Genomic DNA, 16,198 nt, shown 5'->3' with positions numbered 1-16,198 from the left:
ATAATTCATAGTTATCAATTTGAACAGTTTCCGACTTATAACCACTTATTCTCCCTGGCTTATAGTTGCCTGTCTGGCTGTGGGCGCGCTGTATGCGTGGCTACTGTATAGCAAGCGTGCGCCGTGGCCTAAGCAGATCAACTATAGTTTAGCGGCGGTACGGTTCCTGGTAGTGAGCTTTTTGTGCTTCCTGTTGCTGGGGCCGATGGTGCGTTATATATCCAACACAACTATAAAGCCAACTATAGTTTTTGCGATGGATAACTCGCAGTCCGTAAAGTTATTCTCTGACTCTGCGCAACTGCAGCAGGCACAGGCGAAACTGCAAACTATAGTTTCCAAACTTCAGGACGCCGGCTACGAAACTGAAATACGAACCCTTAGCGATACCACCAAACCGCAAACACTCGAACAACTACAGTTTACATCACCAGTAACCAACCTGAGTCAGCTGTTGCAAAACATCCGCAACGACTATAGTAACCAGAACCTGGCAGGTGTCGTGTTGCTCTCCGACGGTATTGTAAACCAGGGAATCTCACCAACTTACGCCAACTATAACTATAGCATTTACCCAGTAGCAGTCGGCGATACCGTTACTAAAAAGGATATTGTGCTGGCATCGTTGCGTTACAATAAAGTAACCTATAGTGGCAATCGTTTTCCGCTGGAAGCGGAGTTGGAACAACGCGGTTTTGATGGTCAGACAGTAGCAGTTACGTTGAAAGAAAATGGCAAACCCATTGACCATAAAACTATAGCTCTAAAAAAAGGGCAGGCTGTACAGCAGGTGCCGTTCCAGGTGATGGCGGGTGGCTTGGGTAAACGCCATTACGAAGTGGAGGTGATGCCGCAGCAAGGGGAGTTTACAGCTATCAACAACACCAAACATGCTTATATTGATGTAGTAAAAGGCAAGATAAAAATACTGATTGCCGCCGCTGCTCCACACCCGGATATTAATGCCCTGCGAGCCGCCATCGAAACCAACGAGAACTACGAAACCGAACTGTTTATACCCGGTTTAACGCAGCTGAAACAGCTGGATTATGATGTAGCTATTCTGCACCAGTTGCCAGGCAGAACAGCCGGTGGTGACGCTGCGCTGCGATTAGTGCGGCAGAAAAATATTCCGAGCCTTTATATTCTGGGCCCGCAAAGCGATATACAGGATTTCAATAAATTAAATGCCGGTGTAAGAGTTAGTACAACCGGACAAGCAGACGAAGTAACTACCGCTATCAACCCGAATTTCAGCACGTTTAAAGTGGCTGACGAAGCATCAGAGCGGTTGCAGCAATACCCGCCTGCCTCTGTACCTTTCGGGGATTACCAACTGGCACCAAACACTGAGACCGTACTATACCAGCAGGTTGGCCGCGTAAAAACTACTAAACCATTACTAACCATACAAACAGCCGGCAACACCCGTAATGCTACCTTGCTTGCTTCCGGAACCTGGCAATGGCGCATTGCTGAGGCGGCCAATAACCAGAATCCTGTTGTGTATGATAAGCTCATCACAAACCTGGTACAGCTGCTAAGTGCGCCACGCAACAAGAAGCGCCTGAACGTTTACCCTTCCCAAAACGACTACACCAGCAACGATGAAATCAGTTTTGAAGCCGAAGCCTACAACGAAGCCTTAGAGCCGATCTACGGGCAGAACATTACTTTGAAGATAACAGACGAAGCAGGGCAGACAAAGTCGTTCACGTTTGCTAACGGAGAGAACCAGGCGGGCGTAAATATCGGAACCTTACCCGGCGGGCGCTATACCTACTCAGCTACTGCCCGCATAAATGGAGCATTGCAGCAGGATAAGGGTGAGTTTATAGTGGAAGAACTGCAACTCGAAGCTTTACACGCTGTAGCCGACCATAACCTGCTTTACCAACTCGCCAGCAATACCGGATCTAACCTATACTTCCCCGGTACACTAGATCAGCTGGAGCAGGATATTCTAAAAGCCAATTATAAACCAATTATCGACAGCACTGAAGATATCCGGGATATTGTAGATATGAAGTGGCTGTTCTTTGTATTGTTGGTTTTGATTACTGTAGAGTGGTTTGTAAGGAAGTATAATGGGAGTTATTGATGCAGTAGACCTAGCAGTGTGCGCAGCTCCTGCTAGCGTTTGAGCTACAGTTATCTATAGTTATCATGCCAAGCGTCGATCGAGAGATCTTACGAATCTTAAAGTGCTTCTTTGTCATTTCGAACGCAGTGAGAAATCTATCTCAGCTGATAGTTTACTTTTCTACTACTCTAACCGAGCCTTTTCTTTTACAGTTACTTTAATCCTGGGAGCTTTACTCACCTACTGTTCTATAGTTGACTTTGGTGCCCTCATGGCCGGGAGGCCCGTCTTCGGGCATCGCGCTGCTGCTTTCTTGCTATCCTCGTGCCTCGGATTGCCTGACGGCACCGCAACAAATCAAAAGGCGCTCAACCCAAAGACTGAGATCAATTCGATAGCAAAACTATAGCTTACTTGATAAGCTATAGTTCTGTAGCCTTATCTTGTTTATAGTTTCTAAGGGGCAGGTAAACCTGTCCTGCTCGTGGGCTGTATTTTAGCTAATTCAGATTTCTCCCGCTAGTCGAAATGACAGAACGTAAAGGCAGTAGCAGCAATTGTCCCCTTGAGGGGGTTACTGTGGTGTTATCACGCGGACTATACAACTGTAGCTCAAACTAAGCAATAGCCGAAACTCCCCTCTTGGGAGGGGTAGGGGTGGGTTAATACTGCAACTATAAAACGATAACGGAAAGTAGAGTAGTGAAAAGCTCCCCGCCTTAGATAAGGATGGGGCTAGGGTGATTGGATTACACCAATTATAAAACTTTACCTCCCACTATAGCACCAACAGAAAGTCTTTTGAGAGGAGAATGTGTAGGTCAACCTAACCAGAGAATACAAACAGTTAAAAACAAAAAAGCCACTCGGTTAGGAGTGGCTTTCTATCTTGTGATCCCGCTGGGATTCGAACCCAGGACCCATACATTAAAAGTGTATTGCTCTACCAGCTGAGCTACAGAATCGGTACTACTTGTTTCCCTTAAATGGGAGTGCAAAATTAGAATCTTAGTTTAGAATATCAAACTAAATTCTATATTTTTATTTTAACACATCCTGCTGATGTATTAGAAACGAAAAGCCTTCTCGTTCAGAAAAGGCTCTCGCATTTTTTGTGATCCCGCTGGGATTCGAACCCAGGACCCATACATTAAAAGTGTATTGCTCTACCAGCTGAGCTACAGAATCTTTTTATTAACTTGCATTGCTAAGGGACGTTCCCCTTAATTGCGATGCAAAAGTAACAGCAATCTGGTTAAATGCAAAATCTTTGTTTTAAAATATCTGTCTTTTTAGTCGTTTTTTTGCTCTCGTTTTTTAAACCAGCTTATAGTCAGGAACATAAAATTACATATGCCAAAGCAGATTCTTTGTTTCAGCGGCAGCATTATACCGAAGCGCTAACTTTATACGAGCAAATCCTGGAAAAAGAGCAGCGTTACTCTCCGCAAATGTTGTTGAAGATGGCCTATATTAAAGAAGGCCTGCGCGATTACACCGGCGCTATGTATTACCTGCACCTGTTCTATACCAAGCAACCCAGCCGGTCGGTACTTAAAAAGATGGAGGAACTGGCACAGGCACATCGCCTGAGTGGCTATGAATACAACGACCTGCAGTTCTTCAAAACCCAATTCAGCAAGTACTATATGCGTATTCTGGAGCTGATGCTGCTTGCTGCCGTGGTAACCGTAACCGTTATGGTGGTAAGCTGGCGGAAAGGGCATAAGTTTACCGGTACCTTCAAAACCGGCTTTGTGCTGTACCTGCTGTTCATACTCTACTACATCAATTTCCTGAACCTGGGCCGCGGGGGAATCATTAAAAACGACCAGGTCGCCATTATGTCGGCACCTTCGGCGGGCGCAAACTGGGTTGCCACCGTTTCGCAGGGCCACAAAGTGCCCGTTACCGGCGAAAAGGATATCTGGTACGAGATAAAATGGAAAGGGGAGACCGCCTATATCCGTAAGAATAACCTACTCCAGTTGCCTTGATTTATGATGAAGGACTTAATGACAAAGGACAAAAGACGTTGATTTAAAACCACATCTTTTGTCCTTTGTCAAACTGTCTTTCGTCGCAATCTATTTCAGTGGCGAATCCTTCTCTTTAGCCATTACATTGTATACAAGCTTATCTGTAAGGCCGGGCAGCCACTTGTTAAGGAATACAGTAAGTTTGCCCTGGAACGTCATCACAAGGTCACGTTTGCGCTTTATAGTTGCTTTCAGTATCTGGTCTGCTACTTCTTCAGCTGTCATCATATTTCCTTCGTCGCGCGGCGATTCGCCTTGTTGCTGGCCGTTCGCTGCCAATGCCGTATTGCGGATATTTGACGCTGTAAAACCAGGGCAGGCAATTAGCACATGAACTCCTTTGTGCAGCATCTCGGTGCGAAGTGTTTCCAGGAAGCCGTGCATGGCAAATTTAGAGGCTGAGTAACCGGTACGGGCAGGCAATCCACGGTAACCGGCTATAGATGAAATACCGATAACAGAGCCTCTGGCAGCCATAATGTAAGGCAGAGCAAACTTGGTCGTATACACCGTACCCCAGAAGTTAATGTCCATCACCTTGCGGATCACGTCCAGGTCCAGGTCCTCAAAAAGAGCGCGCATCGAAATACCGGCATTATTGATCAACACATCCAGTTTACCAAAGCGATCTACCGTTTCCTGTACCATGCGCAGGCAGTCAGCTTCTTTGCTTACATCGGCGTTAATGGCTACATTTTTAATTCCGGCTGCGCTCAGTTCCTGGCTTGTCTGGTCCAGGTTCTGTTGGTTACGGCCCGATACAGCTACTTTAGCACCGGCTTTGCCAAATGCAAATGCACATGCCTTGCCAATACCCGAAGTACCACCCGTGATCAATACTACTTTATCTTTCATTTTAATTCTATGCTCTGGCTATAGTTGCAAAGATAAATAAGATTTTCAGGATAGATGGATAGAATAATCCGCCAACTATAGTTTGGGGTTATGCTATAGTTTAAACACAGTTAGCTGTAAACGAAAAGAGCCCCTGCTGTTTCTGCAGGGGCTCTTTTTATAATTTATAGTTAGGCGTCTACCTTAAACAGCTTACCGAAAAGCTCATATTTATACCGTCGGCTTTCCCGTAGCACAGCTATCATGGCAAATACAGCAACAGCTATCAACACAGGGTATAATATATACAGCAACGGATGCAACAATGGCAACAGTAGTAAGCCTACCAGCAGCAGCGACAGCATGTTATACAGGTATGATGTTTTAGCACTGAAGCTCATCATGCTGCCCTTAACAACCTTAGGGCTAACAAACGAAGCAAGTATACCAAGCGGTGTAAGTACCAATACCGAAGCAGCATACATCAACACCAGGAAAACAGCATCTTCGTGGTTAAAGAAAGCGATATAAGCAGCTAGCAGCGCAGCATCTATCAGCAACGGGACACGCAACGGAATAAGGCTGGCTTTAAAGAAATCTTTAGCGCTGCCACTTGTGCGCTCTACCGTTAACCACAGGTTCTTGTAAAATCCCCACACATTATTAAATACATAACTGTAGATGATGGCCGGGCCAAAAAAGATCCAGATCGTTAAGTTCTTGTCGTATATATGAATGCCTTTTGCCGTAAATACAGCAGCATCGGCAGCTAGAATGATAAGCTTAAGCGCAATGCCGAAAAGTAATAGCTGACGGGCCTGCTTCGAGTTTTTAAATAAGCGCCAGCTCAGGCTGCGATGTTTGTTGTGGCTATAGTTTACTACCTTGCGTTTAGGCTCCATGGCAGCCAGTTCCAGGAAATAGTTGGCCCCCAGGAAAGCACCTAAAGATGCTAAATGCACAACCAGCTCCATCCAGCCATTTGCGGGGATATACATTGGTAACCTTGCCTGCAGCGCCACAAAAGCAGCAGCCAGCACAGCCGCAGAAATAAAATTCAGGTGCAGCCAGCGCATTTTACGTTCTACCAACACCTGTAACGACCGCTTGGTAACATGCGCTGTCAGTAACACAATTATGCTCTGCAACAGATACATAAACGTATAGCTCGGCGACAGGATAAAGAGTAAAAACAGGAAGTTAACCAGCACAAAGTTAAACGGAGAGAAAAGCTCGACCGGTAATTCTACCCAGAAACGTTTTAGTGGTTTTATAGGATAAAGACGCGGGATAAGGTCCAGTTTAGGTACATACGCCGGAAAAAAGCCACGGATAATTGTAATGCCCAGCACAAACAGGTTAATATACCGGATTACTTCAGTAACGCTTGTGTCGCCACCGTTCTGCGCCTGCTCCAGCATGTACGAAAACAACCAGCCATAAAAACCTGACAACACAATGCCACCGCCCAGCAGCAGTACACGCTGTAGTTTATTCTGTCTGAAAAATCCGTTAAGCCTTGCCCTAAGCGAGAACAGTACTAAATCCATTTATTTGAGTTATGAGTTACGAGTCTCGAATTACGAGTTAGAAGTATAATTTACTTTCTAACTTTTAACTTCTAAACTTTCTAACTTAATTCAACATCCACTCGAAGTCGGCTTCGGCGGTTTGGTGGTGCGGGGTAAGCAACTGGAAAAGCGCCTGGTCTATCAGGTTTTCGCCGTTCATGGTAAACTCCTGCAGCGAGCCGTTGTACATCAGCTGGCCGTCGTTTAATACGCCAATGTGTGTGGCAATGCGCTCTACATAGTTCAGGTCATGCGATGAGATCAGCACTACGCGGTTAGGAGTAGAATAGCTGCGGATCAGTTTTACCAGCAATTGCGCTGCAATAGGGTCGAGGCCGGTAAATGGTTCGTCCAGTATTAAAACCTGTGGTTTGTGCAGGATGGCAGCCACAATGCCAATCTTTTTCTTCATGCCAGTAGAGTAGCCCGCAATGTTTTTGTGCAGCGACTCCTGGTCTGTAAAGAAATAGTTGGTCAGGCTTTTTATGCGCTCTTCAGCCTCTGCGGTTGGCAGGTTGTATAGTTTAGATACAAAGTTCAGGTATTCGAGGCCGGTAAATTCTTCTATCAGCGGGTTATCTTCGCACAAAGCGCCCAGGTTTTGCTTTACAGCCAGGTGATTATCGCTGTAGCCTTTGCCGTATAGTTCAACCGAGCCTTTATCCGGCTGAATCAGATCGAGTATAGCATTCAGGAAAGTACTTTTACCAACCCCGTTTTTGCCTAACAAACAATAGCATTGACCGCTCTCTATAGTCAGGTCCAGTTCCTGCAGCACCTGCTTCTTGCCAAATGCTTTAGTTAATCCTTTTATCGCTATACTCATATGTTCTTTTGTACTTTTACCTTTGTGCTACTTCGGAGATCCGTGCAATGGTTCCGCTTTAAAGTTACGTACTGCCTCTGAAAAGTCCTAACATTACGACGTGTTGCTGCCGAACTTTTATTTATGAAACACCCTGATAAACTGTGTGCTTGATTTGCAACAACCGTTCAGAACAAAATAGTTCTAAAATTCAGACATTACTGAGAGGTTTTAAAAAAGCAAACACAAATAGGCTTTTAAGAAGTGTTTAAATAGGATTTAAACTATAGAATTAGTTTCCGGTTGGAGGTTGAAGTTTTTATAAAGGAGTGTGAAAAAGCTGTTGATTTATCTTATAATGCGATTTGCATATATGAGGGCAGGTGTTTACTTTTGCATCCACCTTTTACCTGCGCACGTGGTGAAATTGGTAGACACGCCATCTTGAGGGGGTGGTGCCTTCGGGTGTGGGAGTTCGAATCTCCCCGCGCGCACTTTACAATAGCCGTAGCTTTAACGAGTTACGGCTATTTTCTTTTCTCGAAAGGGTTTTCGGGTTTTACCAGCAACACTTTTTCACGCTCAACTATAACCGAACCAGCCGGAGCACCTTTCGCTTTCCGAACCCATTTCTTAGGTGTATAGATCACCGGGCAAAGCGAATCCTGCTTGCGTTTAGAGTAATAAGCTGCCAATTGTGCGGCTTTCTCCAGAACCGTAGTTGGTATAGTTTTACCAGCCTGGTGCTTTATAACAACGTGCGAGCCCGACACATCTTTGGCATGCAGCCATAAATCATCTTTATAAGTATGGCGCTGCGTTAATTCGTCGTTGTTCTGCGAGCTTTTGCCTACCAGTATCTTGTAACCTTCCGTCTCGAAAACCCGGAACGGCGATTGCTGCTGGGCCTGTTGTTTCGAAGATAGCAGGTGCGCGTGGTCGCGCAGGTATAGTTTCAGTGCCTTATAGTTCTCTACTTCGGCTAAGGCTTGCAGGGCAGATTCCAGCAGGATGATCTCTTCCATTTTGCGCTCGGCTTTCTCTTCGAGTTGCTGAATTTCGAGGTGCTGGTTTTTGGCTTTGCGGTATAGTTTCTCAGCGTGCTTTTGTGGTGATTCGTTTCGCTTTAACTTAAACGTGCGCTGCTGGTCGGTATAAAAATCATAAAGCGTAACTTCTTCGGCCTGTGGCGGAATGTTAGTCAGGTTGGCCATTAAGATATCAGCCGTCTGGGAATATGAGCGGTTATGGCGCATTTCCTGTAATTGCTGCGTAGCTTGTTCCAGCACTGTTTGCGATCCGTTCAGCTTTTTGGTGAGTTGCTGTTTGGCCTGTTCATACTGCTGCGAAAAACCGGTCTCTGATAAATAGAGGCGGCTATAGTTGTTCAGGGCTTCCAGCGGGTCAGGGTAACTATAAACCACTTCGCCTAATTCCAAAAGTGATAGCCTGAGCTTGCCTTTGTAGCGAATAATGTAAAACGCTTCCGGGTTATCGAGTTGTTCCAACACCTGTTGTACCAGTTCCCATTTTTCATCTAAGGTGGCCAAACTATAGTTTTGCTGTTCTAAATAATCGGTTGGTAATTCTCCGAAAGTTGGGTATAGTTTGCGCAGGTTGCCCTGTGCTTCTGTAAAAGCTGCAAAGTTTTGAGGCAACTGGCGATCCATTTCCAGTGGGTTTAGCTCCGCATCGGCGGCAAACTTTTTATGAAACAGGTGCAGCGACTCGCCATGCTGGTACAAAACGATATTAGACCGATTACCAAAAAGCTTAAAAAGCAGCAGCATATCATCTGTTAGCTTTAAATAAAAGCTACGTTCATTCAGGTGCTGTACCACATCCAACACCTTTTGCCCGATCATCTGCTTAAACAGGTTCACACTGTTGGCCCGCGCCCGCTTAAAATCATCCGGAAAAGAAAGTGCTGAAAAGTGTGCCATTAAGCCGGCGCGTATATAAAATTCCTTGCTTCCATTAGCAAAACCAATTACCAGCTCGTCTTTGTTCTGGCTGAAACAGGTCACGATCTCTTTCCCGATCAACTCCTGACGAAGCCGTACTGATAGATGCTGTAAAAAGTGGTAGTTCTGATGCATGTAGTTGTGACAAAGGAGATGTAGACCAAAGACAAAGGACGGAATTTATAGTTTGAATTTCTTACGCTAAATGTCTTTTGTCTTTTGTCAAAAAATCAAATAGTCTAAAATTAACTATAAACTATAGCTCAATCTGAAGGCCATCGTAGCCGAGGCGTATAAAGTCAGGGAGTTCCAGTTCTACTTCGTGGTGCAGACCCATCAGGTGACTGATGTGGGTGAGGTATGCTCTCTCAGGCTTTAGTTCGGTCAGTACATCGATGGCTTCCTGCAGCGAGAAGTGGGAGATATGTGGTTCTTTACGCAGCGCGCCCAGTACTATAACTTTTGAGCCCCGTACCTTATCCATTTCTTCTTCCGAAATAAAATTGGCATCGGTAATGTAGGTGAAATCGCCTACTCTAAAACCAAGTACAGGCAGTTTGTAATGCTTTACCCGAATCGGGATAAACTCGACGCCTTCTATCTCGAAAGGCTCTTCTGAGATTGGATTAAGCTGCACTCTTGGAATGCCCGGATACTGAACTCCTGAAAAGATATAGGCGAACTCCCGCTTCAGTTGCTCCAATACACGCTCCTCGCCATATAGCGGCATGTCTTTGTGCTGACTGAAATTATAGGCACGAATATCGTCGAGGCCGGCGGTATGGTCTTTGTGTTCGTGGGTAAAGATAAGGGCATCTAAGGTGCGGATACGTTCGCGCAAGGCCTGCTGCCGGAAGTCGGGCCCGGAATCGATGATAAAGCTTTTGCCGTTTACCTGCAGGTGTACCGATACCCGCAGGCGGTTATCGCGGTAATCTACAGAACGGCAAACCTCGCAGTGGCACCCGATCACAGGTACACCCTGCGAGGTTCCCGTACCTAACAGTGTTACTTTCAATTACTTTTGTCGTGATTTCGGATATCGTGATATAGTTGCCGGTTCTTATCGCTCAGGCGGGTCTCATCCAAAGCAATAGCGCGCAGAATATCATAAAGGCAGTTTACTTTGCCCTCCAGGCTATAGTATTTATTTACCACAGCTACTTTCATATCCTTCAGCACACAATAGCCGGCTTTAAAATTGCCTTTCTCATAACGCAGCACAAAGTCCGACTCTGCAAAAATATCCTCCAGCTTGTTTAAAAAAGGCCGCGTGTACTTCAGCTCCATTTACTTGGCAGTGTACTCTTTTACGGTTTGTACCAGCATATCAAAGTCCAGTGGCTTAGGCAGGTAGGCATTTATGCCAGCTTCCTTAAAGTCTTCCATGCTATAGTTGTTGGCGTTACCGGTAACTGCTATAATCGGAATAGTAGCGATATCTTTATTCTTGCTGGCGCGGATCTCACGGGTACATTCCATACCATTTTTGATCGGAATGTTAAGGTCCATCAGGATCGCGTCGATCTTGTTGTTTTCTACGGTTTTGATCACTTCGCCACCGTTCTTCGCGGTCAGGATCTTATAGTTCTGCAGTTCCAGGATCTTTTTTGTCAGGTTCAGAATAACAGAGCTATCCTCTGCTATCAAGATTGTTTTGGTCTCTGCCATAGTGGGTTAGATGATGATTTCTTTATATGATTTTCGATAGTTTTCGTATTGTTCGAGCAGCTTTTCGAAGTTTTCGGCCACGCTTTCAAACTTCTCCTGCTTTATATCGTGCTCCAGTAGTTTGGCCAGTTCGGCAAGCTTATTTATGCCAAGCGTAAAGCCGGTACCTTTTAGCTGATGCAATGTACTTAAAATACTCTTGTAATGTTGTGCATGCAGGTCTTTTTTGGCTTCCTCCAGCAATTCAGCGGCTTCCTGTTCAAACTCCTCATACAATTGTATGGTAAAGGCTTCGCCACCTATTTGCTTCAGCTGCTCTGCAACCTCTTTATTTATAATATCTTGTACGTCTACATCCGTTGCTTCCTCTTCAGATGCTATAGTTTCGGTGGTTACCGGCGGCTCTTCTATAGTTTCTGCAGCATACCAATCAGAGCGTTCCCATTTGTTTATTACCGTTAGCAGGTCCTTGCTCTTAACCGGCTTCGATACATAATCATCCATACCCTGTCCCATAAACTTATCGGCATCATCTTTCATAGAGTAAGCCGTCATGGCAATAATAGGAGGGCAGTCATCTTCCAGGATACCTTTTATATGTTTTGTTGCTGTCACACCATCCATCTCCGGCATTTGTATATCCATAAAGATGATGTTATAGTTGTTAGAGGTAGCCAGCTCTATTGCTTCATAACCATTAGAGGCAATGTCGGTGCGGCAATTCAGGCGCTCCAGTTGTTTCTGGGCCACTTTCTGGTTAATCTGGTTATCATCCACCAGCAGCACATACGGGCTGTTCTTGAGTACTTCAACCTCTGCGTTCAGCTCTTTCAGGCGCAGCTGCTGCTCCGCCACAGCGGCCTCACCTGCTTTGTGTACCCGTATCTTAAACCAGAAGGTACTGCCATCATTCGCTTTTGACTCAACCCCGATCTCGCCACCCATAATACTGGTTAGCTGCCGTGATATGGCAAGCCCCAGGCCAGTGCCGCCAAATGTTTTGGTAGAGGAGTTATCGAGCTGCGTAAAGTCAGTGAAAAGTAGAGCCTGATCTTCCGGGCTAATGCCTATACCCGAATCTTTCACGCGCACGTGCAGCATGTATTCCTGTGTCTTTTTGTCTAAAAGCTGGCTGTCGACAGTTATGCTTACCTCACCTGCATTTGTAAACTTAATGGCATTAGATGTAAGGTTCGATAATACCTGCAGTAACCTGGTTTCGTCGGTTAAAACGTAACGTGGCGTTTCCGGCGAAATGTTATAGGTAAAGTAAAGGTCTTTTTGCTGCGCCCTGTTTGCAAACAGCGAGTGTATTTTACCCAGTGTATCATGCAGATCCACACTACTCTCATGTAATACCAGTTTACCTGCCTGTATCTTGCTCAGGTCCAGTATATCGTTAAGAATGGCCAGCAGCGCATCCGAGGACTTGCGCAACGTGTCAATGTATTCCTGCTGTTCCGGATCGGTATTGATGTGAGTAAGCAGGTCTATCATGCCTATGATACCATTCATAGGTGTGCGCAACTCGTGGCTCATGTTGGCCAGGAATTGTGTTTTAGCTTTTAGGAGGTTTTCGGCTTCTTCTTTGGCCTGCAGTAATTCCAGCTGTGTACGTTTCAGTTCTGTTACGTCGCGTATCACACCCTCCAGTGCAACAGGTTTATTATCCTTATCATACATCAGGCGGGCATCGGCCAGCACTGTTATCTGTGTTCCATCTTTCCGGAACATTTGTATCTCGTAGTCCCGGATAATTTTCTGGTCCTTGACAAACTGCTGCATGCGCTGCCTTTCTTCAGGGTACACATAGAGGAACGTAATGTCTTTGCCCAGCACTTCTTCTTCAGTATATCCCAGCACCTGTTTAACCGATGGGCTCACAAGTTCCAGCGGCCCGTTCAGCGAAGTGCGGTAGTAGATATCCTGGAAAGATTCGAAAATGTGTCGGAATTTCTCTTCGTTTTGTACAAGCGCCAACTGAGACTTTTTCTTGTCTGTTATATCAAGCGCTATCGCCGATACCTCTTCAAAAGTGCCGTCTTCCAGGTAAATCGGGTTCAGGAACACTTCTCGCCACGATTCAGGATCGCGTAGATGCACTTCAAAATGCTGCGGATTTCCTGCAAATGCTTTTGTATACTTTTCCTGCCAGAACCCGAAGCTAAACTCGTGATGGTCTATGAGATGGCTTTCGCCCAAACTGTCGAAAAGCCCGAGCGTTCTGTCTGTTCTTTTCTCAAAAGTAGCGGCAAAATTGCGGTTGAAGGATGTCAGTTCGAAATTCTTGTTAAGGGTCCACATGTGGTGGGTGCCACTCTCGAAAATTGCATTTAACTTGGCGTTCTGGTTATTTATCTGTTCCTCGTTGCGCTTACGCTCAATGGCAAGGGCTACCTGGTTCGATATAAAGTGCAGAATTTCGATGTCAGTATGCACATAAGCATCCGGGTTCTGGTAATCCTGCAGGGTAATAACACCAATAATACGATCGCCGATTGCCAGCGGAGAACAAAGTATTACTTCAGGAATAGCACCTTGTATACTAAGGTTTTCACGCTGCGCCAGGTCAAGCAGTTCCTGTTGCTGCATGTAAAGCGGCTTACCGGTCTCAATAATGTATTCTGACAAGCCTCTTGAGAACGGACGGCGTGGATGCGATTGAGACGTCTTATCAATATACTGGTCAACGAGGTAGACAAAGTTCAGGAAGCGGTAATCCTGATCGCAGAGCGCAATATAGATATTCCGCGTTTCGATGATCTTGCTCAGCTCCCGGTGAATGGCACTATAAAGCGAGTTTAAGTCTTTACTGCTGATAGCCAGGTTAGCTATACTATAGTACACTTTCTGTAAGCGCTCAGCTTTTATACGATCGGTAATGTCGTGCAGAATGGCGCGCGTGGCCACTGGCCGGTCGTCCTGCCAGCTACAGGTAATACTACCAATAAGGTGCACCGGCTTACCTGCCTTTGTCAGGAAAACGGTTTCTATTTTGTTTACATTTTCTCCCTTATACAAATTGCGCAGCTGGTAAATTAGCTTTGCCTTATAGTAAGGGTGCACTATGTCGTTCAGCGTCAGCGATTCAATATCTTCATCGTTGTAACCCAGCCGTTCTTTCCAGGCTTTGTTAACAAAGATGAATTTATTGTCGACGGATGTATTCTGGATAAGGTCGTGCGCGTTGTCGAAAAGGTCCTGCAGGCGTATTTTGTTATCCTTCAGGGCCTCCATTGCAATACGCTTGTCGGTCATGTCTTTGCCAACGCTGGTTATGCCGGTTACTTCGCCGTCTGGGCCGTATTCCAGCATGCAGTTCCAGCGGATGGTCTTCAGCTGCCCGGATTTGGTAACCAGGTTACGCTCGTAATAAGCGTTTAAATGGCGGGTGGAAAGCGAGTTTTTAAAATCCTGAATGCGTTGTTTTTGTTCCGGTTTTGGGACTAATAGCTCGTAAAAGTTCTGACCAAACAGCTCTTCACGTTCATATTCCACATATTTCAGGAAAAAATCGTTGGCAAAAACAATGTTACCGTTCACATCCAGGCTATAGTAAATCATGTTTACTTTTTCCAGGAAGTCCCGGAATTGAGCCATCGACTCCTCTGCTACTTCTTCCCGGCGTTTGGCCTGTAAGGCCTGCTTACGCTGGGTTATATCGCGCTTAAATGCCTGAACATAGTATTCACCGTCTATTAGTATGCGGTTCAGGTTTATCTCAGCGTCTGCCGGTGTGCCGTCTTTGCGTATGTTTCTCCATTCAAAAGTAATAGGCGTTCCCGTGGTTAAAACCTGTTCCATGAGCCGGGCGGTTTTTTCGCCGGAGTGGCTGCCATCCGGCTGGTACTCGGGAGAGAAATCCATTGGGGTAGCACTTACCAGGTCTTCGCGCCTGCACCTGAAAAACTGAAGCGCCTTTTCATTACAGTCCACAACATTCCCGTCCTTAAACAACAGAATGGCATCGTATGCAGAATCGAACAGCATTTTGTATTTGTCTTCGCTGTGCGAGAGCTGTAATATGAGCTCGTGCCTGGATATATAGTTGCCGATAGCGGTGCCAACAAAGTCTAACAACGACAGGAAAGATTGTGTTATGTTTGAACCGCCTTCCGGCCATACCATTAAGAGTGCAAGTAATCTTTCGTCAGTAGTGACCGGTACAATTGTCATTTCATGGTCAAACTGCTTCGAAAGAGTTCTGGTAAGTTCAGCTATCGTTCTGCGTCTGTCAGTGGTAAGCTGTGCTGCCAGTTCGGGGCTAATTGGCAGGGTAGGGTGCAGGGGCGTATGCTCCATGCTACCTGCCGAATATACCAGTTCTGCAGTACCTGTTGCCTGGTTATAGGTATAAACGCAGCCGTAGGTTATATCGCTTTTCTCCAGCAGTTCATCCAGCGTATATTTCAGCACATCCTGCTGGCTGCCCGTATTCGAAAGGTTTGTGATCAGGTTGTTTACAAATTCCAGCTGGTGGTTACGGAAGCGAACGTCCTGCTCCGTACCAACTACTTCATACAGGTTCTTAGCTGAACCGAAGATCATTTCCTGGCCTTTGAACAAGCCTTTGCGAAGGGAAATTTCGATGGGCAACAGTTCATGGGTTTTGTCCTGTATCCACCACTCAAACTTTTGTGGCTCGCCGGCCATAGTTTGCTGCAGTTGTCCTTTTAGGGCCACGCGTTCAAACAGGTTAAGCTTAAAACTGCTGTAAACTGTCTGGCCAACTAAATTACTTTTTTGTTGATCTATTATGCTCAGGCCCTTGTTGTTGATATCCACAAAAGTGCCTTCTTCATCTAAAATAAAAAGCGGTTCGGTACTGTTTTCAAACACGTTATGGTAGCTGTCGTCATCTATCTCTACCCGCGATACTTCTTCTTCATAAGGGACAAGCTCAGCATAAACGAACTTTGCCCGCTCGAACTGAACCTGCTTTATAGTGTAAGTATATCTTTGGCTACTGGTAGCAACTTTGCCCGAAGTTTGTGTTGTAAGCTTTTTTGATGGTATGCCTAACAGATCTGAAAGGTTCCGGCTTGCTTTATAAGCATCGGATGCCGGGGAGAAAAGCGAAGCTGCGGCATTAGCAGCCAGCACCAACCCGTCCGGTGAGGCTATCAACACGCCATGTGTGGGCCTGGTTAGTTGCACCAGCAGCTGTAAAAGCGAATTAGCCTGTAATGGCAGGTGTTCAGATAATTGCCTGTTAGGGATATATGGCATTA

The 16,198-nt window shown here is 45.7% G+C and carries 10 protein-coding genes and 3 tRNA genes; 3 read left to right on the top strand and 10 right to left on the bottom strand.

Annotated features, from left to right (window positions below):
- Positions 1 to 19 precede the first annotated feature (19 nt).
- On the top strand, positions 20 to 2,101 hold the full coding sequence (locus KYK27_RS00935; protein WP_199108197.1) for a VWA domain-containing protein: 2,082 nt from the start codon (positions 20 to 22) through the stop codon (positions 2,099 to 2,101).
- An 874-nt stretch (positions 2,102 to 2,975) separates the two neighbouring features.
- Here KYK27_RS00935 and KYK27_RS00930 read toward each other — a convergent pair.
- Both KYK27_RS00930 and KYK27_RS00925 read right to left on the bottom strand, forming a co-directional pair.
- Positions 2,976 to 3,048 (bottom strand) — tRNA-Lys (locus KYK27_RS00930).
- 150 nt (positions 3,049 to 3,198) lie between these two features.
- Positions 3,199 to 3,271: transfer RNA gene (locus KYK27_RS00925), tRNA-Lys, on the bottom strand.
- 116 nt (positions 3,272 to 3,387) lie between these two features.
- On the opposite strand from KYK27_RS00925, the gene KYK27_RS00920 reads away from it, so the two are divergent.
- Complete coding sequence (locus tag KYK27_RS00920; protein WP_233150195.1) at positions 3,388 to 4,080, top strand: SH3 domain-containing protein; 693 nt, start codon at positions 3,388 to 3,390, stop codon at positions 4,078 to 4,080.
- Positions 4,081 to 4,170: 90 nt separating this feature from the next.
- Here the strand turns inward: KYK27_RS00920 and KYK27_RS00915 are convergent, their stop codons facing one another.
- From KYK27_RS00915 to KYK27_RS00905, 3 genes are all read right to left on the bottom strand, one after another.
- A complete protein-coding gene (locus tag KYK27_RS00915) occupies positions 4,171 to 4,977 on the bottom strand; it encodes an SDR family oxidoreductase (protein ID WP_199108195.1) in 807 nt (268 codons plus the stop codon).
- Positions 4,978 to 5,147: 170 nt separating this feature from the next.
- Positions 5,148 to 6,506, bottom strand: coding sequence for a hypothetical protein (locus tag KYK27_RS00910; protein ID WP_199108194.1), 1,359 nt, complete (start codon positions 6,504 to 6,506; stop codon positions 5,148 to 5,150).
- A gap of 85 nt (positions 6,507 to 6,591) precedes the next feature.
- On the bottom strand, positions 6,592 to 7,353 hold the full coding sequence (locus KYK27_RS00905; protein WP_199108193.1) for an ABC transporter ATP-binding protein: 762 nt from the start codon (positions 7,351 to 7,353) through the stop codon (positions 6,592 to 6,594).
- A 391-nt stretch (positions 7,354 to 7,744) separates the two neighbouring features.
- Here KYK27_RS00905 and KYK27_RS00900 point away from each other — a divergent pair.
- Positions 7,745 to 7,826, top strand: a tRNA-Leu gene (locus KYK27_RS00900).
- A 33-nt stretch (positions 7,827 to 7,859) separates the two neighbouring features.
- Here the strand turns inward: KYK27_RS00900 and KYK27_RS00895 are convergent.
- The 5 genes from KYK27_RS00895 to KYK27_RS00875 form a co-directional block, all read right to left on the bottom strand.
- Positions 7,860 to 9,431 (bottom strand): NFACT RNA binding domain-containing protein, encoded by a 1,572-nt coding sequence (locus tag KYK27_RS00895; RefSeq protein ID WP_199108192.1) that lies wholly within the window; start codon positions 9,429 to 9,431, stop codon positions 7,860 to 7,862.
- 121 nt (positions 9,432 to 9,552) lie between these two features.
- Positions 9,553 to 10,314 (bottom strand): MBL fold metallo-hydrolase, encoded by a 762-nt coding sequence (locus KYK27_RS00890; protein WP_199108191.1) that lies wholly within the window; start codon positions 10,312 to 10,314, stop codon positions 9,553 to 9,555.
- The gene (locus tag KYK27_RS00885; protein WP_199108190.1) at positions 10,311 to 10,586 is read right to left on the bottom strand and encodes a hypothetical protein; all 276 of its coding nucleotides are present in this window, start codon (positions 10,584 to 10,586) and stop codon (positions 10,311 to 10,313) included. The genes KYK27_RS00890 and KYK27_RS00885 overlap by 4 nt, the downstream gene beginning before the upstream one ends.
- Positions 10,587 to 10,967, bottom strand: coding sequence for a response regulator (locus KYK27_RS00880; protein WP_199108189.1), 381 nt, complete (start codon positions 10,965 to 10,967; stop codon positions 10,587 to 10,589).
- Positions 10,968 to 10,973: 6 nt separating this feature from the next.
- A complete protein-coding gene (locus KYK27_RS00875) occupies positions 10,974 to 16,196 on the bottom strand; it encodes a PAS domain S-box protein (RefSeq protein ID WP_199108188.1) in 5,223 nt (1,740 codons plus the stop codon).
- Positions 16,197 to 16,198: the final 2 nt, after the last annotated feature.

Origin of the sequence: Pontibacter populi (genome assembly GCF_019336435.1) — a bacterium.
GTDB classification, from domain to species: domain Bacteria; phylum Bacteroidota; class Bacteroidia; order Cytophagales; family Hymenobacteraceae; genus Pontibacter; species Pontibacter humidus.
The sequence above is the reverse complement of the archived record's forward strand: the minus strand, read 5'-3'. Positions and strand labels throughout refer to the sequence as shown.